The organism is Caproicibacter sp. BJN0012 (assembly GCF_035986805.1).
In the GTDB taxonomy this organism is placed as follows: domain Bacteria; phylum Bacillota; class Clostridia; order Oscillospirales; family Acutalibacteraceae; genus Caproicibacter.
The window spans coordinates 1137915-1163729 of record NZ_CP142518.1 but is presented as its reverse complement, the minus strand read 5'-3'; the positions used below and the strand labels follow the sequence as shown (position 1 = coordinate 1163729).

Genomic DNA, 25815 nt, shown 5'->3' with positions numbered 1-25815 from the left:
GGATTTCGTACCGCGCTGCGCCGAATCAAGTCGAATGGCGCAATCTTTTTTAAAATATTTTGCAAAACTAATTTAACAAGTTTCAGTATAACTCCCGCGCTGTATAATGTCAATACATTCACAAAAATATATCGGAAAGTTTTTAGCAATTATTTAACATTTCATTTTGGGAATTTTGTAAAATTGTTAAAATATTTACAAATGGGCGGATTTTTTCGAACTGCCTATTGAAAGTGACTCAAAATAAGATTAGACTATAGATAGTTTTAAATGATATTTTTATAAAAGATGTGAATAAATGAAATGAAAAAGAGCAGCGGCGTGACTGAGCTGTCAAACAATATCGACCTGAAAAAGCACAATAAGAATCGGATTTTCCGATTCTTATATCATAATGAGCCGCTTTCCAAGCAGGATATCGCCTATTCCCTGCAAATGAGCCTGCCCACCGTTTCGCAAAACCTGAAAGAACTGAGCGAACAAAATTTGATTGTGGAGCACGGCCTGTTCGATTCCACCGGCGGAAGGAAGGCAAAGGCCATTTCGTTCAATCGGGATGCTACCTTCTCCATCGGACTGGATATCACCAGAAACCATATCGGGATCGTCGTGGTGAATCTGGGCGGCGAAGTGATTCTGCACGAAAGGCTTCGGAAAAAATTCAGCAACTCGGAGGAATATTTCAGGGAGCTGGGGGCTTTGATTGACAACCGGGTCTCTTCTTTAAAAATCGACCCTGAAAAAATCTACGGCGTTGGCATCGCCGTGCCGGGGATCATCTCAAAAGACATGAGGAAGGTTGTGTACTCCCCCGTGCTCGGATTTACCGGCGGTACGCTGGATTGCTTTTCCCAATATATCTCTTACCGCTGTACCCTGTGCAACGACGCAAACGCGGCCGGATTTGCAGAATTATGGAAATCGAACAACGCTTCCAACGTCGTCTATCTGTCCCTCAGCGACAGCGTGGGCGGCTCCATTCTGATCGACAACAAAATTTATTCCGGGGAGAACGAACGCAGCGGTGAATTCGGGCACATGACCATCGTCCCGAACGGAAGGCTCTGCTACTGCGGGGAAAAAGGCTGCGTGGACGCCTACTGCTCCGCCCACATCCTGTCGGACAGCGCCGACGGGAACCTCTCCAAATTTTTCGACCTGGTCCGGGCGGGCAGTGAACCGCACAAGGCCATCTGGCAGGAATATCTCTATTACCTCTCCATCGCCATCAACAATCTCAGGATGCTGTTCGACTGCAAAGTCATTGTCGGCGGTTATGTCGGCAGCTACATGGATCAATACATCGATTTGCTGAAAAATATTGTCGAACAGCGCAACACTTTCGAAAAAGACAGCAGCTATGTGGAAGTCTGTCAGTATAAACTCGAATCAATCGCCGTGGGCGCGGCGCTGATGCACATCGATCAGTTCATCAACGGCATTTGACGTTTCCGAACAAATCGATCTTCTCCGCAAAAAGAACAGCCCGGCGGTCATTTCAACCGCCGGGCTGTCCAGCTTTAAAAAAGATTGCCTTCCGCATTCAGGCAAAGCTCATGAGGCTGCTCTAAAATCTGAATGCGGGGATTGCTTTGCGCTTCTTCAAGCATCGCTTCCGAAAGATCAATGCACTGAATGTGGGAAGTATTCGGAATCCGCACAATGCGGGGACCTTTTTCTCCGATCCCGGTGCAGGTAAAGATCGCGCTTTTGATCGCCGTTTGATCGTTCTTTAAAATGATTGGTATCTTCCCTCCGGCCGTCGTTCTGGAGGTAAGCGAATTGGGATATCCCGCATCGAAGTCAATTTTGTCAAATACGCGTTTTGTTGAAAAATCAGCCAATCCCAAACCGGTCGCATTTCCGTGAGTTCCGTTGCTGAGGTCCAGCACGAGACGGAGATCGACTTTGGGATCACCGCCAACTTTCGGATTTCCGGATACCCCGGTTATATTGGGGTCCATCCCGCTGCCGCTGAAATTCTTGCCGATCTGGTCCACGATGAGAATGTCAAACTCCGGGAAAAGAATCCTCGGCATCTTTTCTTTTGCCATCTTCAGAAGCTCCGGTTCCCTTTGAGGAATTTCTTCCGGTGTAAGGCCTGTAATCATACAGGTCTGATCAAAAGCATTCTCAATCGTTGCAATGCCGAACAGGATATTCGCGTATTTCAGCACGCCCGTTCCAAACGCCTCGACATTATGCGTCATATTGTCCCAGCCCATACTGTGGCAAACGGAGGCTCCGGTATTCTTGCCCAGGCCGATGGTCATCATCTTCATCAGCCCGCTTTCGTAGGAACCGTGAAAATTCGTATGGGGTTTGACGCGGTTGACAACAATGACGCCGTCTGCTTCCGCCGCATACCTGTCAATATAGACCGGGTTTCCGTCTTCGTTGCGCCCGATCAGCTTCACTTCCATGGTTGACCGGATCGGCACGCCCATCGCCGCCTCCGTGACCCCCATACCGGCCAGAAATTCCTTCTGGCCCTTCGCCGTCCCCCCGCCATGACTTCCCATCGTGGGAACCAGATAAGGGCTTCCTCCCAGTGCTTTGACCTCATCAACAATTGCTTTCAGCAGCTCCTGAATCCGGTCAAGGCCCCTGCTGCCCGCCGTGATCGCAATTCGCATCCCCGGCCGGATCGTGCCGCGGATTTTTTCCTTTTGAAATTCCTTGTGGACAGCTTCGGCAATATTTTTAATGCTATGATCGTCGAATTCCTGCTTTACCCTGAACATCCTTGGCAATGCAATCTCTTTCAACAGGTTGTCAATGACACGATTGCCATCCCACTGACTGTCTCTGTATTTTTCGCTCATCCAATCCCTCCAGATTCAGAAAGCTGCATGCGATGATGGACATCATTGCATGCAGCTTTCTCGCGCGGATTTTTAATGCAGTTGTGTCCATCGGCGTCCCGTGAATCTTTTCACAAAAAACTTATCTTTCGCAACTTCAGCGAAAGGATTGATTTCAGCATCCATGCAGCAGGACTTCTTCAAACGCTTTTACCTTTTCCAGCTCCGAAGCATTTTCAATCGGCATTTTCATTTGAAGATATTGATATAATTCCTCCATGCCGGAAGAGTCGGAGGCAAATCCAAGATCATCGAGGCACGCAGGTAAATTCATCTTTTTTAGAAACGCAGACAGCTCCGCCGCCTGTTTTTCACCGTTCCCGTCAACTAAGAGCTGATAAGGGAGTGAAGCCCCAACGAGTTCGCCGTGCAGAAAGCTTCGTGCCAATTCCGGCCGGCAGTCGCAGAAAAAGCTGTAAAGGCAGTGCGAGATCGCGGCCTGTTTTCCGCCGCTCGCCAGGCAGGAAATCAATCCGGTGGCGGAAAGAGCCGCACACACGGCATTTTCGACCTGCTGGTCGCAGGTTTTCGACCGCATTTTATCCAGCACCTGCGGCCCGTTTTCTAATAAGAAACGGTAGGTCTCACCCGCTCCCGCACAGGCGAGCCTGGAGTACAGATTTCCGCTCCAAAATTTGGTATAGCGCATATTGTAGGTAATTTCAGGAAATTTCGCCATCGCGTCGACAATACCCGCGGCATTGTAGCGCACGGGGCAGTCCGACACAATAATGTCCAGATCCGCGATCGTGGTTGATGGAACATAAGCGGGCCAGTAATTTCCGAGGAAGTGCCCGTCGTCGGTATAGTGAACCGCCAGCAGCGCGGTAGAGGCGCAGGTCGCAGCCGAAGTAGGGATCGTGATGGACCGGACCTGGCACAGATCGGACGCAATTTTCGCGGTATCCATGATACGGCCTCCGCCGATTCCGGCAACCACCGCCGCTTTCATCTGCCTTGCCGCCTGCGCGGCCGCTTCATAATTGCCGGCGGAGCAAAAACCCTCGAACCAGAAAATCTCAAACCGGATTCCCGCCTTCCGGAGCGCGGGTTCCACACGGTCCCGCACTTTCGGGTATACCGTATGATCTGTCACGATCAGGACGGAATTGCCGTGCGCCCGCACTTCTTCAGGAAACACGGCGAGCGCTCCACTGCTTTGGTAATAACGCCCGCTGCTGATTTGTATCGCCTTGTTTTTTGTCATGCCGCCGCGCCTTTCTTTTTCTCCATTTGCTTTTTGATCAAAGGGAAGAACAGCATAAAGACCGCGAGAAGGATGAAGAAGCAGCTGATCGGTTTCTGGAAGAAGATCAGAGCGCTTCCCTGCGAAATAATCAGCGCGCGCCGCATATTCGACTCCGCGAGAGGCCCCAGAACAATCGCGATGACCATCGGAGTCAGCGGAAAATCCAGCTTCTTCATGTAATATCCGAACAGCCCGATCAAAATCATCAGCAATGCGTCGAACGTCGTGTTGTTTACCGCGTAGGAACCAATGATGCACAGGGTGATCAGAATCGGGACAAGTACCTGTGTGGGCACCTTTGTTACATTTACAAAGAACTTAATGAAAAATCTGCCCTGAATGTACATGAAAATATTGACGATAATCAGTGCGAACATGATGCTGTAAACCCACTGTCTCTGCTGCACGAAAAGCTGCGGGCCGGGGATAATCCCCTGCATGGTCAGCGCGCCGAGCAGAACCGCGGTGTTGGTGTCACCGGGAAGCCCCAAAGTCAGCAGCGGAACCAGCGCGCCGCCGGTAACGGCATTGTTTGCCGCTTCAGAAGCGACGACCCCTTCTCCATAGCCCGTTCCGAACAGTTCCGGGTGCTTGCTGGCACGCTTGGCTTCATTGTAGCTGAGGAACGAGGCGATTGCCGCGCCGGTGCCGGGAACGACGCCGATGAACGTGCCGATAATCGATGATTTCAAGAGAGTGGCTTTATATTGTAGAACGTCCTTGAAGGAAACCTTTTCTTTCCCCTTGATCTCGATGACGTCGCCGACAGGCTTGTAAATGTCTCTCGCCTTGTACATGATCTCAGTGATCGCGAACAAACCGATCAAAGCCGGAATAATGTCGATCCCGCTGGACAGTTCTGTGATATTGAATGTGAAACGGTTTGTTCCTCCGACCGGGTCCATCCCGATGGTGGCGACAAACAAACCGGCAAGGCCCATGATCAGTCCCTTGATTAAGGAACCTCCGACACTGGCGATAATGGTAAGTCCAAACAGCGCAAGCGCGAAATATTCTGCGGGCCCAAAGTCCAGCGCGACTCTCGCGATCTGCGGAGCAGCTACGATTAAAACGGCCACGCTGAACAGGCCGCCGACTTCCGAAGCGGAAAGCGCCAGGTTTAGTGCGCGGCCCGCCTGGCCTTTTTTCGCCATCGGATAACCGTCCAGCACCGTTGCCGCGGACGCCGGCGTTCCCGGGGTATTGATCAGAATCGCTGTAATGGAACCGCCGTAAATGCCTCCGCAGTAAACACCCAGAAGCAGAATCATTCCGGTAATGGAATTGAGCCCGTAGGTCATCGGCAGTAAAAGCGCGATGCACATTGTCCCGGTAAGTCCGGGCAGAGCCCCCACAATAATACCGGCGGCAAGGCCGATATTCATAAAAAGAAAATTTTCCCAAGTAAACAAGCTGGACAGTACAGTTAAAATCATAATAATCTCACTTATTCCTCCCTCTGCACCCAGCTAGGGTAACGTGACGAACAGCAGTTTGGTGAACGCAAAATAAATCCCCGCGCCCACGGCGTAAACGACCAGATAATACCAGATCTTTTTCACCCGGAACAGCAGCAGGACCAGCGTCGAGCTCAGCAGGGTGGAAAGAAAGTATCCGATTTTATCAAACAGGAAAATGTACAGAAGGGTGATTCCGATCAGAGCCAGAGCCCGCAATTCATTCTGCCGGTACTGCGGTTCTTTCTCTTCGGGTTTTTCCCCCTGCAGACCCTGTTTTCCGCGCTGGAGCAAAGTGGAGATCAAAAGCACCGCGCTCAGCAAAATCATCGCGGCCGCAATGAAATACGGAAACGCCCGGGGGCCTACCTCAGTGGCCTCGCTCAGAGGAATCGTAATCGGGATAAAAATCATCAGGGTGATCCCCAGAACCAAAAAAATCAGAGAAGAAACCAAATTCTTTTTATAATCGCTCATTGGGACTGTGTATGGCCCGCGGCAAAGCCGCACCGGCCATTACTCCTTTCATCATGATCCGTTTCGCCGTCAGGACGAACCGTTCCGCCGTTTTCCATCCGGCTCACCCGGGCAATTGGAACCGAGTCCCGCCGTGGGGGAAACGGTTCCGCCCGACCGGCTTACTTTTTCAGCAGTTCCTTGTTGACGGCCGCCTCATCCTTAATCTTTGTCACGATCTCATCCGGCTTGTACCCGGAAATGGCAAGGGTATTGTTCTCGCAGTACTTTGTAAACTCGGGATCCTTTTCCATCTGAGCCAGGGTATCGGTCAGATAATTTGCAATGTCGTCGGGCGTGTCTTTCGGAACCATCAGGAATTTCCAGACGCTCATGTCGATATCGTAACCCTGTTCCTTAAACGTCGGGATATTCTTCAGAGCTTCTCTGGAGTCGCGCTCCGGAGAGAAAATGCCGAGCGGGACAACGTCGCCGGACGCGAGGTACTGAGCGATTTCGCCCGGATGTGCCGCTGCGACGTCGATATGCGCGCCAAGCAGAGCCGTGATGGTCGGAGCGCCTCCGTCAAAGGGAACCGCGCTTGACTTGAGGCCGGCCATTTCAAAGAACCTCTGCTGGGAAAGCTGGGGCAGGCTGCCCGCGCCGGAGAAACCGTAGCTGATGGTGCCCCCCTTTTTCTTCAGGTCGTCAAGGGATTTGATCCCGGAGGATTTGCTGGCCACCATGATGATAGGTTCGACGGTTGTGCCGATCACGGGTTTGAAGTCGTCCATGCTGTACTTGATATCGTCCTTGATAAACGGCTGGGTGGTGAATACGCCGCAGGCTTCCAGGCAGAGGGTGTAGCCGTCGGCCTTTGTGTTGACAAACTCGGTCGTGGCAATCGTCCCGCCCGCCCCGTCACGGTTTACAACCGTGCAGGCAACGCCGAAATACTTCTGTCCCAGGCTGGAAAGCGCGCGGATCTGTCCGTCGGAAGTTCCGCCCGCCGACCACGGAACGATAAAGGTAATCGGCTTTTTGGGGAAATTCGCGGGTTTCTGGGCCGATGCCGCCCCGGCTGCGGAAGATCCCGCCGACGGCGCTGATGAACCGGACGAGGCTGAATTGGAACATGCGGCTGTTGTGAGCAACAGTCCTGCACACAAAAGCAGTGATAACAGTTTTTTCATAGATAACTCTTCCTCCTAAAGTTGTTTATGTTATGCCATTCCAACGGCATAAAAACGGTTGATTGGAGATGCTTCCCAAAGACCTCCGAATAAGCGCTCTGCAGTAAAGCCCGTAACCCGCCTGCCCTGCTCATTCCAAGCCATCCCGGATCTGGCGGTTCAGGCTCCCTGCAGCGATCCGGCCTTAAAGCAGGCCCAGGTCGCGTATCGTCATCTCGACCTTCTTGTTCTCCTCCTCGGTCAGATCCCGGAACGGAAAACGGGCGGGGCCCATTTGGAAGCCCTGAAGCTCCAGCGCCCTTTTATGGGACATGACCGGCATGACGGCGCGGAAAAGTTCCCTCAGTTTCAGGACCTTTGTCTGCGCCTCGCGCGAACCCTCCAGATCCCCTTTCCGGAACTTGTCCCAGATCTCGGCGCACAGCGCAGGGAACACGCTTGCCGCGGCAATCACGCCGCCGGCCGCGCCCGCCTGCAGGGCGGTCAGCACCTGCGCATCGTTCCCGGTGATGATCTCAAAGGAATCGTCCTCGATCACGCATTGATAATTGAGCAGAACCATAAAATCCATGCTGCTGTCCTTGATTCCTCTGACATTGGGGCAGTTTTCCACAACCGCCTTCAGCACCGCCGGGGTGATCGCGTTGTGCGTCATGCCGACCATATTATATAAGTAAACGGTCTGCTCCCCCGCCAGCTGCGCGGTCTTCTGGAAATAGGAGATCAGCGCTTTCTGGTCATATTTATGGTAATAGGGAGCTGTGAAGGAAACCGCGTCCGCCCCGCATTTTTTCGACCAGTCCAGAAGTTCCTTCGTATCCTCCAGATTCATCGCCGTCGTGTTGAACAGGACATTGGTCCCCGGCTTCACACTTTCCATCGCGGCGGACAGCAGGAGCTTGCGCTCCTGAATCGTGAGATTGACGAATTCCCCCGTCGTGCCGCAGACAAAGACGCCGCCGACCCCGTTTTCCGTGATATAGCGGTTCAGCCTTTTGTACTCCTCGTAGTTGACGGTGCCGTCCTGATGAAACGGCGTCAGAACCGGCGCGGTGATTCCCCTCATGGTAACGGATTTTGCCAATGTATTTCCTCCTTCAATTGATCCGGCAGATTATTTTAGGACCGCTCCCTCGTTGGCGGAGGAAACTTCGCGGGAATAGCGCGCAAGATATCCCTCGGTGACCTTTGGCGTATACGGCGGAAGCTGTGCCAGCCTCTGCGCGATTTCTTCCTTGCTCAGCTTCACGTGAATGGTCCGGGCATCGATATCGATCTCGACGATGTCTCCGTCCCGCACGGCCGCGATCGGCCCCCTGCGGGAAGCTTCGGGCGAAACATGACCGATGCACGGCCCGCGCGTCGCCCCGGAAAAACGCCCGTCCGTCACGAGGGCGACCGACTCGGAATAGCCCATGCCGACCAGAGCGGCCGTAGCGGTCAGCATCTCGCGCATTCCAGGTCCTCCCTGAGGCCCTTCGTTGCGGAGAACGATGACGTCCCCGTGACTGATCTTTTGCCCATAGATCGCTTTCACCGCGGCCTCCTCCGATTCAAAGCAGCGCGCCGGCCCGGTGTGCCTGCGCATCTTGGGGCTGACGGCCGTCTGCTTGACGACGCAGCCGTCCGGAGCGAGATTTCCGTGGAGAACGGCAAGAGAGCTCTGTTTGCTGTAAGCGTTTTCGATGGTATGAATGACGCCGTTATCCCGTTCCATCACCTGCGAGACGTTTTCGCGGTGCGTCTTTCCGTTCACCGTCATCTGGTCCAGATCCAAAAGCGGTTCCAGCTCGCGCATCACGCCGCCGGCTCCGCCCGCGCGGTCCAGGTCCAGCAATGTATGGCTGCCGGACGGTTTGATTTTGGCAAGGTACGGGGTCGACGAGGAGATCCGTTCAATGTCCTCCAGCGTCATATGCAGATGCGCTTCCCGCGCGATTGCCGGCATATGAAGGCTCAGGTTCGTGGAGCCGCCGACGCTCATCGCAACCGTCACGGCAAGGTCCAGCATCTTCTGCGTGACGATGTCGCGCGGGCAGATATTGTTTTCAACCAGCCGGACGATCTCATAACCGCTCTGCTTCGCGATCCGGTTCTTTTTTCCCGTCACGGCGTGAGCGCAGGCACAACCCGGCATGGTGAGACCCATGGCCTCCGCGACGATCGACATGCTGTTCGCGGTCCCCATCATCGCACAGGAACCGGGAACCGGCGACATCAGGCCCTCCATGTACTCGTACTCTTCCTTGGAGATCTCGCCGCGCATCAGCTGCCCGGTCATTTCCTTCAGCTCGTAGGTGGCGTAACTTTTCCCTTTGTATTCGGCAGGGAGCATCGGCCCGCCCGTTACGATAATCGCTGGAATATTGATTCGAAGGGCCGCCATCAGCATGGCGGGAACGATTTTGTCGCATCCGCCGATCAGCACCAGGCCGTCCAGCTGATGGGCGTTCGCATAAACCTCAATCGAATCGGCAATGACTTCCCTGCTGGGAAGAACGCTGCACATGCCAACATGCCCCTGCGCGAATCCGTCGCAGATGGAGATCGTGTTGACTTCAAACGGGACCCCTCCGGCGGAACGCACGCCCGCCTTTACGAACTCGCCGATGCGGTTGAGGTGGACATGCCCCGGATGCATCTCATTGTAAGTGTTAATGACGCCGATAAACGGTTTGGAAAGCTCCTCGTTGAGAAGCCCCATCCCCCGCAGATGCGCCCGCGGGCCGGCCATGCTGATGCCGTTGACCACATGCGAACTGCGGTATTTAGGGTCTTTGTAATCCAGATTCATATTCGTTCCTTTCCTCCAATTATTCAAATTCAGTTTATAACAAAACAGATAGGCGGCCTGTCATGGACGCGGCACATTATCTTACAAGCAGCTCGGTCACCGCTTTTCCCGCTGCAATGATCTCATCCTTATAGGAGATGGCTTTTTGCAGGGAAAAGCGGTAGTTCGGGGCCGCAACGCCAATTGTGGCGGTAATTTCATGATTTCTGGAAAAAATCGGCGCGGCAACGCAGATAACGTCCGAATTATGTTCCTGATTATCCACCGAGAAGTTTTCCTGCCGGACCTTTTTGAGTTCCCTCTTCAGGGCTTCCCGGTCAGTGATCGTGTATTCGGTATGTTTCTGCAGAGGCGTGGCATCCAAATAATCCTCCAGCCATGCTTCGCTCTGATAAGCAAGGAGAAGTTTTCCCCCGCTTGTGCAGTAAAGGGGGATTTTCCACCCGACTTTGGAACGCATCGCGATTTGGTTTCTAGCTTCCAGCTTCCCGATATAAATTCCCTGAAAACCGTCCAGCGCAATTAGATTGATCGTCTCCTGAGTCAGTTCGTTCAGGCGCCGCATCTCCTCCTTGGATGCCTCCAACAGGTAATTGGCGGCCTCCATGTGCTCCGCCAGAACCATCGCTTCAAAACCGATGCGATATTTTTTCTGCTGTTCGTCCTTGGCCACGAAGCCGCACTCCAAAAGCTCCTGGAGTATTCTGTGCATCGTGCTTGCACTGAGACCGGTGATCTCAGTCAGCTCGCTGATCCCCATATAATTATTTGAACTGGAAAGCGCGAGCAGGGTCTGCAGAACCTTGAGAGAACTGTAAGAAGAGAGCTTTTTTTGAAATTCTTGCTGCTGCTCAGTCAGCATTGTTTTTCGCCTCGTTCCATATATGGAATATAAAAACTAAATATAAAATTTATATCGGATTTACTATAACACACGTCTCAATGTCTGTCAATTGATCTGATTCACCTAAAATTCTTGCAGAAATTTGTGGAATAGCTTGAATTTCGTCACAATAAAGCAGACCGGCGTCGCCAAGAAGCACTTATTGGATCCCGGCCGCCGGGGGAAAAGAGAAATTCCGTCAAAGCGGGAAATCGGTTTTTCTCTTCTGTTTCAGATCGCAGAGTCCTATAAAACACTGCGAACCAATCCGGCTTTTTCTTTTACAGCGACGCAGCCGGCCGGCGCTGGATCTTTAACCGGCCGGCAAAACAATTACAGAAAAAATCAAGGCCGGACCGCCGCGAAACGGTCCAGCCTTGATTTTTTCTGTCAATAAACTCCGTACTGCCTTGCGGGATTGCCCCCGGGCCTGACTCCCGGTTTTACGTCGATCCGAACCGACGCATGAGTCAGCAGATTGTTTTTTCCGTCGTATACATCGAACATGATGTACGCGGCGCCGTTTCCTTTTCCGTCCACCTGATAATTTCCGTTAGCCAGCTTCGATACGGAGGCGATCCGGTCATCGGTGGAATGGAATTTCACAGACGCAGCTTTGGACCCGGTCAGCCTCACGCCGATCTGATACCGTCCGCCGACCGCCATCTGGTAGCTTGTTGTATCCAGCGTGACCGAGTCGCCGACACCCGCAATCGCGTAACTGCTGAAATGGTCGGTTTCAAAGACAAGGAACCCGTTTTCGACGGCTGTATTCATGTCGGTGAACGTTCCGGTGCTTTCCTCATAACGGTAAACATGCGGCGTGCCGCGAAGTCCCTCCGGGAGCGGGATTCTGACGGTGACTTTGCCGCTGAATCCCGAAATCGGGACGCCGTTCTGGTCGAGGAGCTTTAAATTGTAAATCACCGGGTCTCCGATTACATCCAGATTCGAATCCGACTCAACAATCTTAAAGAGGTTTTCGCCCTGCGAATCGGAGCCTTGGCCCGTACCTCCGTCGACCGGCTCCCGTTCCGCTGAAAATGTAACCCGCGACACGCCGGCAGGCATCGTGGCTCCGGTCAGATCCGCGGCGGCGTTTGTACCCGCGTCCGTCAAATCGGACGGGGCAGCGGGTGCGGGTGCGGGATTGGAGGATGACGTGGAGGAAGAATGTGATCCTGAAGAAGAATGACCGGAATCATCGGAGTGATCCAGGCTTTTTTCCACGGTTACCTGACAGGTATCCGCATAGCCGCCGTCCTCCGTCGTGACGGTAATCACCGCGGACCCGGCGCTTTTCGGCGTCACGGTTCCGTCTTTCACGCTCGCAATGTTCGGGTGATCCGACGACCAGATTACGTTTTGATTGGCCGCATCGGAAGGCGATACCGCCGCGGTCAGCCTTGCGGCCGCGCCTCCCGCCGTCAGGGTCAGAAGGGAGGGGCTCAGCTTGACCCCGGTAACCCAGGTGCCGTCCCGCACCGTCACATCACAGGTATCCGTCAGGCTGCCGTCGTCCGTCGTGACGGTGATTTTGGCCTTGCCTGCGGCAACGGGCGTCACCACGCCGTCGTCATCCACATCCGCGACACCGGGATCGTCGGACGACCAGTTTACATCCGGATTGGCCGCATTAAACGGGGAGACCGTTGCGGTCAAGGTTTCCGTATCACCCCCGGCTTTCAGCGTCATGACAGAGCGGTCCAGCTTGACTCCGGTTACAGGAATGTCGCCGTCCTGAACAGTCACGCTGCAGGCATCCGTAAAGCCGCCGTCCTCCGTCGTAACGGTGATTTCGGCCTTGCCTGCGGCAACGGGAGTCACCAATCCATTATCGTCCACATCCGCGATGTCGGGAGCATCGGAGGACCAGCTTACATTCTGATCGGTCGCATCGGACGGGGAAATCGCCGCCGTCAGGGCCGCCGGAGCTCCTCCGGCTTTCAAAGTCAGGGAAGAACGGTTCAGCCTGACTCCGGTTGCCGCCACGTCTTCCTCCTGCACGGTCACGCTGCAGATATCCGTAAAGCCGCCGTCTTCCGTTGTGACGGTAATTTTGGCCTTGCCCACAGCGACAGGTGTCACAACCCCGTCGTCATCCACATCGGCAATCCCGGGATCATTGGACGACCAGCTTACCGTCTGGTCAGAGCCGGGAGGAGACACCTCAGCGGTCAGAGCCGCGGCCGCGCCTCCGGCCTTCAGGGTCAGGGCGGAGCGATTCAGTTTGACTCCGTCCGCCGGTATCTCCACCGTAGCTGTTGTTTTTGAGCCGTCGGTTTCCTCAAAGGAGTAATTATCCTGGTCGGAGGGAAGATATACGGCTGACAGATCATAGCTGCCGTTCGGCACATCATCCCACTGATAACTGGCGGTACCGTCTTTCAAGGGTATATTTTCGGCGATGACCGTATCGCCCCGCTGGAAGGCGACCGTGCCTTTCGGGGCGTCCACCGCATTGGCGGCTTTTGCCTTTAACAGAAGGTTCTTGCCTCCGTCGGAGTTGCCGCGGATGTCCGCCGACAAATCCAGCCGGAGTTCAATCGGGACAATAGCAAACTCCGTGCTGCCGCTGCTGCCCTCGTAATTGCCCACGCCGGTCACGGTGATCTTCACGGTTCCGGCATCCGTACAGTCGTCGCTGTAGGAAAGGATATAATCCGTGTCTTTTTTCAGCGGCTTTGTGGTGCTGGCCGCATCGTCATAAACGCCGAAATCGTCCGGTTTGACCTCTTTGCCCGTGTACTGATAATTCTGGGGCTGCTGAACCGTAAAGTCGGTCACCTTCGGACCGACCGCGACGCTTTCGAGACTGCCGGAGCACTCCTCCAAATGACTGTCCCCGCCATAAGACGCGGTAATATGATAGCTGCCCGCCGAATCGGGCTTCCAGTTCAGGCTCGCCGTCCAATCGGCTTCCAGGTCCTTCCTGCCGATTGTTTCGCTGTCACCGGTCAAATCATTTACAGCGGTAAAGGTGACCGTGCCGGAAGGAGTGATTTCGTCCGCGCCGCTGAATTCTTCGGTTACCGCCGCTTTCAGCGTGACGTCGTCAAACACGGTCGCCGCGTCCACCGGATCCAGATCCAGCCCGGTCGCGCCTTTACCCACCCGGATGGATGCGGATTGGGAAACAATGGAGAAAAACTGGTTATTCACCATCTGGGTGACACAGCATCGGTAGCTGTCTCCATCCTGTGTGTCGGATGCAACGGGGACGGAGTAACTGGAATCCTCCGCGCCGGAAATATCTTTCCAGCCGCTGCCGGAGCAGGACTGCCACTGGTAGCTGACATCCTGCCCGTCGCCCGGCTTGACGGAAACGGCAAAGACCGCGGTCGCGCCGCTGCGCACGTCGGCGTTTTCCGGCTGCTCCGTAAACACAGGGGAGCCGCTGTCAGCGTCGGGATTGGTGTAACCGTTGAGCTCGTCGCTGTAAGAGCTGTACTGCAAAACATTGTCGACCGGCTTGCAGCAGCGGATTTTATAGGTATATTCGGTGTTCGGGTCGCAGGAGGTGTCGGTATAGGACGTTTCGGAGCCGTCCAGCTTTTTCAGCAGAAAATACCGGTCCCCCTGTTTGCGGTAGATTTCAAAGCCGCTCGGATTCTCATCGTAGTCCCACGCGAGGGTGATGCTGTGTTCGGTGCTGTCGGTCACCCTGAAATGATTCGGCGCTCTCGGCGGGCACTTCACATTCTGGACCAAATAACCTAAGATCAGGCAGGGTGCCTTGTTCAGCGTTCCCGCCCAGGCGCCGAACTCCCACATGAAATCATAATTCGCCGCGGCTTCGTCCGGCAGAACGGCGACCGTACCCTGGTAAGTGTGTCCGGAAAAATTCTCGGTGGTGTAGCCGCCCTGATAACTCGCGCTTGCGGTGACGCCGGCAACGATGCCGCCGATAATCAGCTGCTCGTCGTGGCTCAGCTCAGACCCCCAGGTTACTGAGCTGCTTGCGGACTTGTCGGCCTCCAGTTCCTCGCTGATGGCGCCCGTTCCGCTCCCCACGCCGACAAAGCCGCTGCTTGTCGTTCCGTCGTCCCGAACGACGGAACCGCTGCTCCATTTGTCAAGACCGCCGGATGTCGCGGCATAAGTGGAGGGATCGCCGGGCGTGTCGCCGATCAGATTCCCGCGAATCAGGTCCCACTTGTTATCCCCGGCGGCGGTCTTGTTGACGTCTTCCGCAACTCTGTCGTAGGTATCCACGCTGATTTCCGTCGTGCGGGGCTGCTCCGGGATATCGACGGTCGTCGGATGCCATCCGCCGGCGCCGTCGTTGCTTTTGGGATCCCAGACCTGGTAATGATAACGGACGTACGGCGTCATCGTGAGCGCAACTTCATCCTGCCCCGAAATAGAGGAAAAGGTCACGCTTTTTGAAACCGACGTGGAATTTTCAAATTCCGCGCCGAGGCTCGCGGTTAAGGTGCTGATTGAAGAGTACTCCGCCTCTTTGATGAAAACCGCGAGCTCTGCGTCAACGCCGAATACAATACCGGCCGTCACGTTGACGCTCTGCGAAGTCGAGCTGCCGGAACCGCTGGTATACGTGATGCTGGTAGAGCCGCTGCTGGAATAGTTGCCGTTGTACTCATCCAGTCCGCTGAAATAAGGCGCCGACTGCAAAACCGCAATCACATGCGGATCCGTAAAATAGAATTCGTTTTCCTGCGCGGGGTCATATTTGATCAGAGTGGAATCGTCGTCCGTGTCACAGGCGTAAAAACTGAAGGCCGGGCGCGCGCTTACCTGATCTACAGCGAGAGTGGCAAGGCACAGATGGGTATCGCTGTCCGCCTGCGAGCGGTCAAATTTCCGGCTGGCAAAATCGGGGGTAACGTCCCCTTCTCCTTTCTGCTTTACGCCGACGACCGCGTAGGATATTTCCGCGTCATCCGTATCCGTGTCGTCGGAGCAGGCGTATGTAAACATCAGTTCCTGCTTTCCCTGCAGATTCTTGTCGAAATTTCCCGCCGTTGCGTCGGCGATCCACCGGCATCCGTCCGCCGCGCCGGTATAACCGTCCAGCGAGTCGTGATTGTCGGGGGCGATGATCTGGTTGACTGGCACCGCGTATTTTACATAGAAATAACCGTCGTGCCCCATTGCGGATACCGCCGTATTCACGCTCATCCCGCTGCGGCCGCTCGGCAGACTGCTGTCCGGAATTTCGCCCGGCAAGATCTGGTCGCCCCAACGGACCACAAAGCCGTTGATGAAAACGGAGTCCGCGTATCCCGATCCCTCCTCCGCAAATCCCACGATGTCGGGCGGATCTTTGACAATTTCAGGCCGTTCCGTTCCGCTGCTGCCGTTCGTAATGGCCTCGTTCATATTGATGTTCTGGTGGTAATCGTCGTCATCGATATCAAGATACTGCGGCCCGGAGCCAACCATGCTGTAGCTTTTCGCCGCGCTGTCATAGGTGAAGCGAACCGCCATGTACCAGTTCTGATCGAGGCTCCAGTCCAACGGTTTATAATCGTTATCGTAATTCGCGACGTGCTGCCGGTAACCCGCAACTACAACATCGTCGTATCCGTCGCCGTCCACGTCGGCCGCTCCGGCTCCGCCGAACATCATGGTCTCAAACTCGTTTGCTCCGTCGGAGATGCCGTATACGCTCTGCCAGTTGAACTGCATGCTGACCGGAGCGGAAAGCTTGGAATCCGAACTCAGCGGATCGGTCCAGAAAAGGACGCGCGTGCAGGTATTCACGCGGTGCATCCCCTCCTTTGGGGAACTTACGCTCATCACCAGGTCGTCGCATCTGTCGCCCTTTTGCGTGACCGCGCACAGGTTTGCCACCGGCCAGTAGTAGACGTTTTTCCACTGTTCCTCCGTGCCGGAAAACGGGTCGAACTTATCATCCTTCCCCGTGGCGTCGTCATATACGCCGATGAACCCAAGGTTCTGCAAGGAATAATCTTTCTTAATCGATATACTCTTTTGGTCCGGATCGTATTTCAGGATGGAAACATACTGCTGCCCCGTGGAGCCGCTCATGGCCGTCCGGTAAACCGCGATTTCATCCTTGCCGTCGCCGTCGAAATCACCCACGGCGATCGGAAGAAATGCGTTCTCCTGGTATGTTTCCAACTGAAAATAAAGAACGCCGAGGCTGTAGTCCTTCACTTCGCCCGCGTTGTCGGCAATGCGGGCCACTTTCAGTTTCAGGCCGGTGTTGCCGCCCGCCGACTGGGCATACACGGTTGCGGCGTAATCGTCTTTTCCATCGCCCGTCGGGTCAAACGCTTTCGACTGCTGCGCTTCACAGTCGATATCGTTCGTACTCAGCGCTGTTTTCTGCTCTGAATCCAACGAATTGACGCTTTTTCCGAAATGAAGCCCGTCGCTGCCGGAATCTCCGCTTTTGTCCGCGTCATATAAGCCGGCTGTATTTCCCAAACCGAAAAGGCTGATATTTTCCGAATATGCCAGTTCATTGAAGGTCAGAAGGCCTGTCGTTTCCTTCCCGTACGGAGAAGGCGCGGAGCCGCTCAATTTATCCGAAAAACCGTTTGTGCTGGTGCTAAGCCCCAGTTTCTGAAGATCCGATATTTTTGTCGTACCGATGAATCCGGTGTCGCTCGCCTTCGCCGGCATGGAAAACGCCGGCAGCATGGAAGAAAGAAGCATGGAGGCCGTAAGCAGAAAAGCCGGCGCTTTTTTCATCCGTTTTTGTTCCATGGTATTGCCCTCCTTCAGCCGTTACCCATAAGTTCACAGACGCAGTATAGCACTACGCTCTGACAAAATACTGACAAACCGGCTTGCCAAAATAAAAAAGGCGCCCAAACCGGCGTCTTTTTCCATGCATGATGAAATTTAAAGAAGGAGTTTCGTAATCTTTTCCGTAAGTGCCGCGTCATAGTCCCGCTGCAGGGTTTCCTTCAGCCACGTGCCGTGGCGGACGGCCTCATCCGACTTTCCCAGTTTCTGCAAAACACGCAGATAGGCGATCTGATCATCGTCCTCCAGGGGGGAAATCCGGGCAAGCATGCCAAGCGCGCGGCACTGTTCCTCCGAACCGGCCGGCCGGCGGCGCGCCGTTTTCCGCAGCGCGCCGGCAAGCCGCCGCCGGATTCCCTCGGCGACAGCCTCACTCCACAAGTACCCATGATACGGGAAAAGCCCTTCCTGAAACACTTCACAGGCCGCCTCGATTGTTCCGTACGTTTCCGGCCTGTCTTCCCGGAACTCCCGGACGGCTTTTTCAACGTCGAGATAATCGCAGGAAACCGCCGTCAAAAAAAGGCCGTAACGATTGTCCGCGTAAGCCAGTTTTACCCTTTCGCCGCAGGGAGACAAAACGTTTCGTATTTTACATGCGGACGTCTGCAGGATCGGAAGAGACTTTTGGCAGTCACAGCCCTGCCACAATGTCTCCAAAATCTCCTCTTTATGGACAAAGGAGTCATGGTTGGTGAGAAGATACGCAAACAGCTCCTCGGATTTGCTCCGTTTCCATACGACGGGCCTGCCGTCCATAAAGGTTTCGAATCTTCCAAAACACCGGATGGAAAGCGGAGGCGGATCGGATTTTACGGACTGCCGCACGCCAAGCTCCTGCTTCAGCCTTTGTGCCATTTTGGCAAAGCGCGCTTTATTGACCGGCTTCATAATGTAATCGAGAGCATTAAGGTCGAAAGCGGCGACCGCGTATTGGTTCCAGCCCGTGATAAAGACAATCTTCATCTCCGGATCCTGCTCAAGCAGCTTTTCCGCCAGCGTGAGGCCGTCCATTTCCGGCATCTCAATGTCGATGAACGCCGTCTGCGGCATTACGCGGGCGGCTCCCTCCAAAGCGTCCGCCCCATTCTGATAACGGCCCTCCACGCTCATAAAGCCGGTCTGTTCAACCAGATCGCAAATTTCTTCCAGGTTATACCATTCGTCGTCCACCACAATGGTTTTAATCATCAAGAGCGCTCTCCCTTCACCGGGATACGGAACGATACGGATGTTCCGCCCTCGCACTGAATGCTCAGACCTTCGCCGTAGTATCGAAGCAGTCTTTTATGGATGTTGATAATGCCCACCCCCTGCCGGTCGTCGTCGCCGGAAAGCAGGGTGGAGATCCGCTCCGGCTCGATCCCCACACCGTCGTCCCTGATCTCAAAACACACATAGGACGGAGTCCGCCGGATGCTGAGGCAGACTGTCCCGCCGTCTTTTCGGGGCTGGACTCCATGGCGCACGGCATTTTCCACCAAGGGCTGCAAGACCAGCCGGGGCAATTCCATTTCCGGCGGGGCGTCGATCTCCGCCCTGTATCGGATCCGGTTTCCAAAACGCGCCCGGACAATCTTTATGTAAGTGTCCACGGCCTCCAGCTCACGTTCCAGCGGCGCCGTCGGCGAAGAGCCACCGGCCCTGTAACAGTTGATCAGATATTCGCTGAGGTCGACCACCAGCTCCCCGGCTCTTTCCTGGTCTCTCGGGATCAGGGAACCGATGGCGCTCAGCGTGTTGTTCAGAAAATGCGGGCTGATCTGTGCCTGCAGGAAAGACAGCTCATTCGTCTCCGCTTTGATGGCGGCATTTTCAGCGAGTATCTTTAACTGATTTTCGTACTCGGCATAGACCGTGATGTCCTTCATCAGAAAAATCCCTCCAATCTGAACGCCGTTCTCCGAAAAGATCGGAGTCAGTCCGGCGGAAAAATATCGTTCCGTACCGCTGTCACACTGATGAAAATTCACGGGTCCGCCTGAAAATGAAAGACCCGCGAACTCTTTGTGCCGTTCCAGGAATCCATCGAGCGTATCCCTTTTCCCCAACCGTTTGAGTTCCGGATAAAAACGCAGAAACGAATCATTCGCGTCGGTGATGCGTCCGCCGATATCCGTCAGCGCGATGGCATCTTCCGAAAGGCGGAACACGGTTTCCGTGGCGATGGGAACGGTGCTGAAAAGATGATAGTGAAACAGCCCGAACAGGTAAAACGCCCCGGTCACGATCATGGCGAATGAATAATAATCGACGCCCAGATAGGTATTCTGCCTGACATTAAAATAGGTGCAAAGCCAGGGTATGGCCGAAGCCGTCATCATCAGCAGATATCCGCGGCGATGCAGCCTTGAGGATTTCAGAAAACCGCGGATATAAATCACGGTGCAGGCGACGCCTATTCCCGTGATCATGAGAAGGACCGCGATGAAACCCCAGCCTTTTTCGGAAATCAGGACCGGAAAATATCCGTTGCTCACAAAACGGTAGGACACAATATAGAGATGAAGAAAATTGTCGGTGTAAAAAACGAAATAGTAGAAAAGCAGATAGACGAGTAAGAGAAGACGGACCAGCCGCCGATGGCCTTGGACCCGCGAGTAATCCAGACACATCATAAGCCACAGGCAGGGGGTCAGCGGCAGCACCAGATGGTCAAGATAAGACCAGAAAAGCGCCGCGGACATGCTGTTGGAATTCAGTTCGCCGATATAGGTGCCGTTTACAAAAACAATGGACGCCGAAAGAAGGATAAAACAGACCGCTCCGGGAAGGGAACGCCTCTTCCAGGCATACAGAATAAAAAGCATCCCCAAAAGCATGGACAGAACCAGCAGCGCCGTTACCCCGATTCTCATCCGTCCTCACGACTCCTTTTGGCATGATCTCCATTTGAATTTTTCCGTGCGGGCCAGCTCGCCTGCGGGAAAAAGCGAAAGCGCCGTTCCATGATCATTCGTTTTTATAATAGTACGAAACCGCCGCATCATGCAAGAACTGTTTTTATAAATTAGGCCGGGTTAAAAAAGATACCGCCCGTTCTGAAAAACGGGCGGTATCTTGCGGCGGGAGATCTGCACAAGCCAATCGTCAGAAACTCTGAGCGAATATCTCCCGTACTTTTTGAGCAGCAGCTTCGCCAAACAGCCGATGTCCCTCTCTGTTAAAATGAATCGCATCAACCTCGTTGGGTTTCGTAATTTCGCCCGCATTTAAGAAATAGCAGAAAAGCCGCTCAGAGGTTTTGAACAGGGTTTCCTCTAATTCCGCAGACAAAGGGATTGATTTCTTGCCGTTAAACTCATTGCAAAACATGGATCTTTCAATCGAAGTTCCAATGGCCGTCGGCGCGGCCAACAAAATTTTCGGTTCATAACCCTGACGGGCATCAAGCTCTTTTCTTGACAATTCGATCAGGCGTTCCATATTCCGCGCGATATCGTCCACCGTGGTAAAGAGGTCCGCTTTTAAATCGTTCGTGCCCAACATAAAAATCATTAAATCAATTGGATAGTGAGAGCGGATGCACGGATTGAGGTATTTTAACCCGTTCCTCGCTTCGGGGCAATCGTCGTTCGGGTCATCCAGCGCCGTTGTCCTGCCGTTTAATCCCTCTTCTATCACTCTGAAATTATCTCCCAATATTTTTTGCATGACGTTCGGCCAACGCACCCCATAAGGAAATCTTTCCAGTGTTTCATAATTAAATCCCCACGTGTTTGAATCGCCGTAGCACAAAATTGTTTTCATGATGTCAGGCACCTCACTTTGTCTACTTTGCATTATAGCACCGGGGCCATTGTCTGTAAAATATCTTTTTGCCCGAAACGGCCGGCTGTGTGATGAGCCAAGAAAGCCATGCCTCCGGAAAAGCGCTTCGGATTTTGGCCATTGCTTTAAAGGGCCCAATCCTGGCTTTCACTCTGCAGCTGCACCATGCGGCGGAACAGGCCTTCCTCCCGGAGCAGTTCGGCGGGCCTTCCGGTTTGGACCGCCTTTCCGTCGGACAGCACGACGACCTTGTCGGCCCCCATCACCGTGCGCATCCGATGGGCGATGATCAGCACGGTCTTGTTCCGAATCAGGCCGGACAGCGCCTTCTGCACGGCCGTTTCATTTTCAACGTCCAGGCTGGCCGTCGCCTCGTCGAGCAGGATGACCGGAGCGTCTTTCAGAAGAGCGCGGGCAATGGAGATCCGCTGACGTTCTCCTCCCGAAAGGGTGGAACCGTTTTCCCCGATCACCGTTCGGTATCCGTCCGGCATCTTCTGAACGAACTCATCGCACTGCGCGGCTTTTGCCGCCGCGAGGACCTCGGCGTCCGTAGCGTTTCGGCGTCCGAGGCGTATATTCTCCAGGACCGTATCGTGAAAAAGGACCACGTCCTGAAAAACGATGGAATAGTTTTTCAAAAGGGCTTCCGGTTCCACAGTGGAAACGTCGACGCCGCCCAGCGTGATCCTGCCCCCGTTCACATCCCAAAAACGCGCCGCAAGTTTGGCCGCCGTGCTCTTGCCGCCGCCGGACGGTCCCACCAGCGCAGTCACCTCACCCTGTTTCGCAGTGAAGGAGACGTCTTCCAAAACGCCCTCGTTTTCGTTGTAGGCAAACCGTACATGATCGAAAGCGATGCCGTAGCCGTCCGGGGAATAGCGGTCGGAACCGGTCTGCACCGGCTGCTCCTCGATTGCCCTCATTCGTTCGATCTGAAGCTTCGCGTTGAACGTTGCCGCGAGATTCATAAAGCAAATGTTCAACGGATCATACAGCTGCGCCGCAGTGATCAGAAAAATCAGAAAGACTGTGAGGCTTAACTGTCCGGCGACCAGCAGATTCACTCCCACCAATACGGTCGTTGCGACGCCAAGCCTTAAAAACGCCTGAGCGGAAGAAACGGACACCCCGGACGCCAGTTCGGAACGGATCGCGGCTTTTTCGACACCTGCGAACTTTGTTTCCAGGCTGTCCATATATGTTTGCTTCCGGTTGCAGGCCTTGATATCCTTGACGGTTTCCAGAAGCTCCTGCAGGCCGTCGGTGGCGGCGCGCTTGGCAAGGATGCTGCGCGTTCCATATTTGTCCTGAAGCCACCGGGAACCGAAGACAAGCAGTGCCGAGAACGGAATGACCCAAACGACGGAGAGTCCCATCCGCCAGTCAACAAACAGCAGGCCGACGGCGACCAGCACGGTGGAAATCACGGTTCCGAACAGTTGTGGGATGTAATGGGAAAAAGCCTGTTCCAGCGCGCTGCAGTCGGACATGATGGTCGCCGTCAGGTCGGAAAGGTCCCTCTGCCCGAAGAAAGAGAGAGGCAATTCCCGCAGCTTTTCCCCAAGGGTCACGCGCCGGTTGGCACTTTCGATGTAGGTGGCAACATACAGGCTTTTGTATTGAAACCAGTGAACGATGTAGACAACTGCGACCAGAATGGCGGCAGCCGCCGTATATTTCCATACGCCGGCAGACGGGTCGGACCCTCTTTGAAAAGCCTCAATGATGCGTCCCAGTGCCGTGACCAGCAGCCCCACGGGAAGTATCAGGCTCAGATTGGCGGCGACGGTCAGCAGGGTTGCCAAGACCAGATCCTTTGCGCCTTTTTCCGTCAGGGCGAAAACTCTTTGCAGCCTGCGGATCATGCGCCCACCTCCCTTCCGACTTTCCACATGACCGAGGTCCGGTAATCCTTCCACATCCGGGCATAGAGGCCGTCTTTCTCAAGCAATTCCCGGTGTGTGCCCTGCTCTGAGATTTTTCCGTCTTCCATCGCCAGGATCAGGTCGGCGTTTCGCACGGTGGAAAGCCGGTGCGCGATCATCAAAACGGTCTTGCCCTTTGTCAGCGTCTCAAACGCCTTCTGTATCAGCGCCTCATTTTCCGGGTCGGTGAACGCGGTCGCCTCATCCAGCACCACAATGGGGGCATCCTTCAGGATCGCCCTCGCCAGCGCGATGCGCTGCTGCTCGCCTCCCGACAAATAGACCCCCCTGGTCCCAACCACCGTATCCAGCCCTTCGGGAAATTTGGACACAATATCGCCGCATTGGGCCGCACGGGCGGCGAGCTCCACCTGTTCCATCGTCGCGCCCGGACGCGCGGCCCGAATGTTTTCAAGCAGACTGGCCTTGAACAGCCGCGAATCCTGAAACACAAAGGCTACGTGTCTCATCAGTTCTTCGGAAGAAAGCCTTCGCACGTCAATGCCGCCGACAAGGACCTCCCCTTCCTGCACGTCCCAAAAGCGCGGGATCAGGGCGGCGGCGGTCGTCTTGCCCCCTCCTGACGGGCCCACCAGCGCCACCGTCGCACCCTCCTGCACCCGGAAGCTCACGTGCGACAGCGCCGGGACCGCGGCTCCAGGGTAAGTAAACGTCACATCCCTCAGTTCCACGGAGAAGCCCTTCGCTTTTTCCGGATTTTCCGGTTCCTTCAGAGGTTCGGCGCGCATGATCTCACCCAGCTTGCGAACCGCCTCGTCCGCCTGCATCGCCGCCTCACTCGCATACATGATCCGCATCATCATCAGTGAGCAGAACGGAGTAAACAGCATGTAAAACAGCAGATTGGCGAGCGCCGTCCATCCCTCGGACGCGTACGCGCACAGAAACATTCCGACGGGAATCAGCAGCAGGAACGTCCCGTTCAGCACAGTGGTGAAACCCGTCATCGGATTCCGGCAGGACAGGGAATAATCCGCCGCGAGATCCCGGTAGCGGATAATGGAAGAATAAAAGGATTTAAAGGAATATACCGTTTGCTGAAACACCTTGACCACCGGGATGCCCCGGACATATTCCGTAGCCTCCGAGCTCAAATCTTCGATCGCTTTCTGATAACGGCTGAAAAATCCGGCGTTCTTCCCTCCCATCATCTGCTTCATGAGCAGCACCGCGACAAACAGGGGTGCCAGACAAATCAGACCCATCCGCCAGTCGAACACAAACAGCAGCACAATGGCGGCAACGGGGGTTACGATTGCGCCGACCAGGTCGGGAAGCTCATGCGCCAGAAGCGTTTCCGTCATTCCGGCGTTGTCGTCGATCAACTTTCGCAGGCGGCCGGACTGGTTGGCGGCGAAATAGCCGAGCGGCAGGTCCATCAGATGCCTTGCACCCTCAGCGCGCATATTTCTCGCCGTGCGGAAAGCGGCCAGGTGAGTGCACATCAGGGCCGCCAGATAGATCAGCGTGCTCACGGCGGCGAACACCAGCGCCATCCATCCGAATTTTGTGAGTCCTCCCGCCGAGGTAAAGTCCGGCATTGCCTGGAAGACCCCGCGCGCAACGAACCAGATGCAGACATAGACCGCCATGGAAAGGACGGCGGACACGCCTGAGAGGACACAGCCCAGTATCGTCAGCTTTTTACGGCCGCCCGCATAAGCCATCAGCTGCGACAGACTGCTCTTTTTTTTCGATTGTTTCTTCATTGGATCTCTCCTCTGCTGTTATCTTTTAGTTAGCATATGCTAACCATTGGTTAAAAATTATAGGGCTTAAAACCCCATAATCTGCTTCCAACCCGCGGAATAAAACGCCTGAAGGTCTTTGACATATCCCGCTGCCTGTTGTTTCGGCATATCGTGAACGACCATTTCGAAGATTGCGGAAAACTCGCCGCTGATCAGAATATGCTCCAGCGCGCCATCCACCGATTTGATCCGACTGCCAAGGCCGCGCTGGACTTCAACGAAGCGGTGCGTCGCTTCCGTTTCGATGCCAACCATCGTGTTGATGTAATTCTCATATTCCGTGCCCTCCGACCTGCACAGAATCAGTTTGAACGCATCGAAATGCTCATAGACATATTCAACCATCCAGCTCATGCAGTCGCCGGAGATTTTACTCATCTGGCCCAGCTGTTCTTCCCGCGGAAGGGCGGCAAATCGATCCTGTGCTTCCCGGTATTTGTCAAGCAGCGCTTCTGCGGGCTCGTTCACAAGCGCGCGGAACAGCTTCTCCTTGCTGCCAAAGTATCCGTAAAAAGCGCCGGTGGTAACTCCCGCCGCTTTTACAATGCTTCTCAGCGAAGCGGCCCGGAATCCCTTACCGAGAAATTCCATTTTTCCCGCGTTCAGAATCGCTTTTCGTGTGCCTGTTTCTTCCCCGCTCAATGAAACGCCTCCGCATGCCTTCGGCATATAACACTGTTATATTATCAGTCATTCATCCATTTGTC

The 25815-nt window shown here is 54.6% G+C and carries 16 protein-coding genes; 1 reads left to right on the top strand and 15 read right to left on the bottom strand.

The features are described 5' to 3' along the window. Positions 1-303 precede the first annotated feature (303 nt). Complete coding sequence (locus VA597_RS05580) at positions 304-1446, top strand: ROK family transcriptional regulator (RefSeq protein ID WP_128741820.1); 1143 nt, start codon at positions 304-306, stop codon at positions 1444-1446. Between the two features lie 74 nt (positions 1447-1520). On the opposite strand, the gene VA597_RS05575 is transcribed toward VA597_RS05580, so the two are convergent. From VA597_RS05575 to VA597_RS05505, 15 genes are all read right to left on the bottom strand, one after another. Next, positions 1521-2825 (bottom strand): lactate racemase domain-containing protein, encoded by a 1305-nt coding sequence (locus VA597_RS05575; RefSeq protein ID WP_128741819.1) that lies wholly within the window; start codon positions 2823-2825, stop codon positions 1521-1523. 154 nt (positions 2826-2979) lie between these two features. Continuing rightward, positions 2980-4071 carry an iron-containing alcohol dehydrogenase gene (locus VA597_RS05570; RefSeq protein WP_128741818.1) on the bottom strand — a complete coding sequence of 364 codons (1092 nt, stop codon included), beginning with the start codon at positions 4069-4071 and terminating at the stop codon, positions 2980-2982. After that, positions 4068-5549 (bottom strand): tripartite tricarboxylate transporter permease, encoded by a 1482-nt coding sequence (locus VA597_RS05565; protein ID WP_128741817.1) that lies wholly within the window; start codon positions 5547-5549, stop codon positions 4068-4070. Before VA597_RS05565 ends, VA597_RS05570 begins: the two co-directional genes overlap by 4 nt. A 33-nt stretch (positions 5550-5582) precedes the next feature. Further along, positions 5583-6047 (bottom strand): tripartite tricarboxylate transporter TctB family protein, encoded by a 465-nt coding sequence (locus tag VA597_RS05560; protein WP_128741816.1) that lies wholly within the window; start codon positions 6045-6047, stop codon positions 5583-5585. A 161-nt stretch (positions 6048-6208) separates the two neighbouring features. After that, positions 6209-7219 (bottom strand): tripartite tricarboxylate transporter substrate binding protein, encoded by a 1011-nt coding sequence (locus tag VA597_RS05555; protein ID WP_128741815.1) that lies wholly within the window; start codon positions 7217-7219, stop codon positions 6209-6211. A gap of 184 nt (positions 7220-7403) precedes the next feature. After that, positions 7404-8303, bottom strand: a complete 900-nt coding sequence (locus VA597_RS05550) for a dihydrodipicolinate synthase family protein (RefSeq protein WP_128741814.1) — start codon at positions 8301-8303, stop codon at positions 7404-7406. 30 nt (positions 8304-8333) lie between these two features. Beyond that, on the bottom strand, positions 8334-10013 hold the full coding sequence (ilvD, locus tag VA597_RS05545; protein ID WP_128741813.1) for a dihydroxy-acid dehydratase: 1680 nt from the start codon (positions 10011-10013) through the stop codon (positions 8334-8336). Between the two features lie 76 nt (positions 10014-10089). Further along, positions 10090-10875: an IclR family transcriptional regulator gene (locus VA597_RS05540; protein ID WP_128741812.1), complete on the bottom strand. Its 786-nt coding sequence runs from the start codon at positions 10873-10875 to the stop codon at positions 10090-10092. Between the two features lie 411 nt (positions 10876-11286). Continuing rightward, positions 11287-17595, bottom strand: coding sequence for an Ig-like domain-containing protein (locus VA597_RS05535; protein WP_326975491.1), 6309 nt, complete (start codon positions 17593-17595; stop codon positions 11287-11289). A gap of 138 nt (positions 17596-17733) precedes the next feature. Then, positions 17734-18828 carry a response regulator gene (locus VA597_RS05530; RefSeq protein WP_326975490.1) on the bottom strand — a complete coding sequence of 365 codons (1095 nt, stop codon included), beginning with the start codon at positions 18826-18828 and terminating at the stop codon, positions 17734-17736. Then, the gene (locus VA597_RS05525) at positions 18828-20495 is read right to left on the bottom strand and encodes a histidine kinase N-terminal 7TM domain-containing protein (protein WP_326975489.1); all 1668 of its coding nucleotides are present in this window, start codon (positions 20493-20495) and stop codon (positions 18828-18830) included. The genes VA597_RS05530 and VA597_RS05525 overlap by 1 nt, the downstream gene beginning before the upstream one ends. A gap of 232 nt (positions 20496-20727) precedes the next feature. Further along, positions 20728-21387 (bottom strand): GDSL-type esterase/lipase family protein, encoded by a 660-nt coding sequence (locus VA597_RS05520; protein ID WP_326975487.1) that lies wholly within the window; start codon positions 21385-21387, stop codon positions 20728-20730. Between the two features lie 146 nt (positions 21388-21533). Then, positions 21534-23276 carry an ABC transporter ATP-binding protein gene (locus VA597_RS05515; protein ID WP_326975486.1) on the bottom strand — a complete coding sequence of 581 codons (1743 nt, stop codon included), beginning with the start codon at positions 23274-23276 and terminating at the stop codon, positions 21534-21536. Continuing rightward, positions 23273-25066, bottom strand: coding sequence for an ABC transporter ATP-binding protein (locus VA597_RS05510; protein ID WP_326975485.1), 1794 nt, complete (start codon positions 25064-25066; stop codon positions 23273-23275). Before VA597_RS05510 ends, VA597_RS05515 begins: the two co-directional genes overlap by 4 nt. Positions 25067-25132: 66 nt before the next feature. Next, complete coding sequence (locus VA597_RS05505; protein ID WP_326975484.1) at positions 25133-25750, bottom strand: TetR/AcrR family transcriptional regulator; 618 nt, start codon at positions 25748-25750, stop codon at positions 25133-25135. Between the last annotated feature and the right edge of the window lie 65 nt (positions 25751-25815).

Bases quoted from the DNA above. Each gene is read 5' to 3' on its own strand.
- VA597_RS05580 (WP_128741820.1), top strand. From the start codon at position 304: ATGAAAAAGAGCAGCGGCGTGACTGAGCTGTCAAACAATATCGACCTG.
- VA597_RS05575 (WP_128741819.1), bottom strand. From the start codon at position 2,825: ATGAGCGAAAAATACAGAGACAGTCAGTGGGATGGCAATCGTGTCATT.
- VA597_RS05570 (WP_128741818.1), bottom strand. From the start codon at position 4,071: ATGACAAAAAACAAGGCGATACAAATCAGCAGCGGGCGTTATTACCAA.
- VA597_RS05565 (WP_128741817.1), bottom strand. From the start codon at position 5,549: ATGATTTTAACTGTACTGTCCAGCTTGTTTACTTGGGAAAATTTTCTT.
- VA597_RS05560 (WP_128741816.1), bottom strand. From the start codon at position 6,047: ATGAGCGATTATAAAAAGAATTTGGTTTCTTCTCTGATTTTTTTGGTT.
- VA597_RS05555 (WP_128741815.1), bottom strand. From the start codon at position 7,219: ATGAAAAAACTGTTATCACTGCTTTTGTGTGCAGGACTGTTGCTCACA.
- ilvD (WP_128741813.1), bottom strand. From the start codon at position 10,013: ATGAATCTGGATTACAAAGACCCTAAATACCGCAGTTCGCATGTGGTC.
- VA597_RS05540 (WP_128741812.1), bottom strand. From the start codon at position 10,875: ATGCTGACTGAGCAGCAGCAAGAATTTCAAAAAAAGCTCTCTTCTTAC.
- VA597_RS05535 (WP_326975491.1), bottom strand. From the start codon at position 17,595: ATGGAACAAAAACGGATGAAAAAAGCGCCGGCTTTTCTGCTTACGGCC.
- VA597_RS05530 (WP_326975490.1), bottom strand. From the start codon at position 18,828: ATGATTAAAACCATTGTGGTGGACGACGAATGGTATAACCTGGAAGAA.
- VA597_RS05525 (WP_326975489.1), bottom strand. From the start codon at position 20,495: ATGAGAATCGGGGTAACGGCGCTGCTGGTTCTGTCCATGCTTTTGGGG.
- VA597_RS05520 (WP_326975487.1), bottom strand. From the start codon at position 21,387: ATGAAAACAATTTTGTGCTACGGCGATTCAAACACGTGGGGATTTAAT.
- VA597_RS05515 (WP_326975486.1), bottom strand. From the start codon at position 23,276: ATGATCCGCAGGCTGCAAAGAGTTTTCGCCCTGACGGAAAAAGGCGCA.
- VA597_RS05510 (WP_326975485.1), bottom strand. From the start codon at position 25,066: ATGAAGAAACAATCGAAAAAAAAGAGCAGTCTGTCGCAGCTGATGGCT.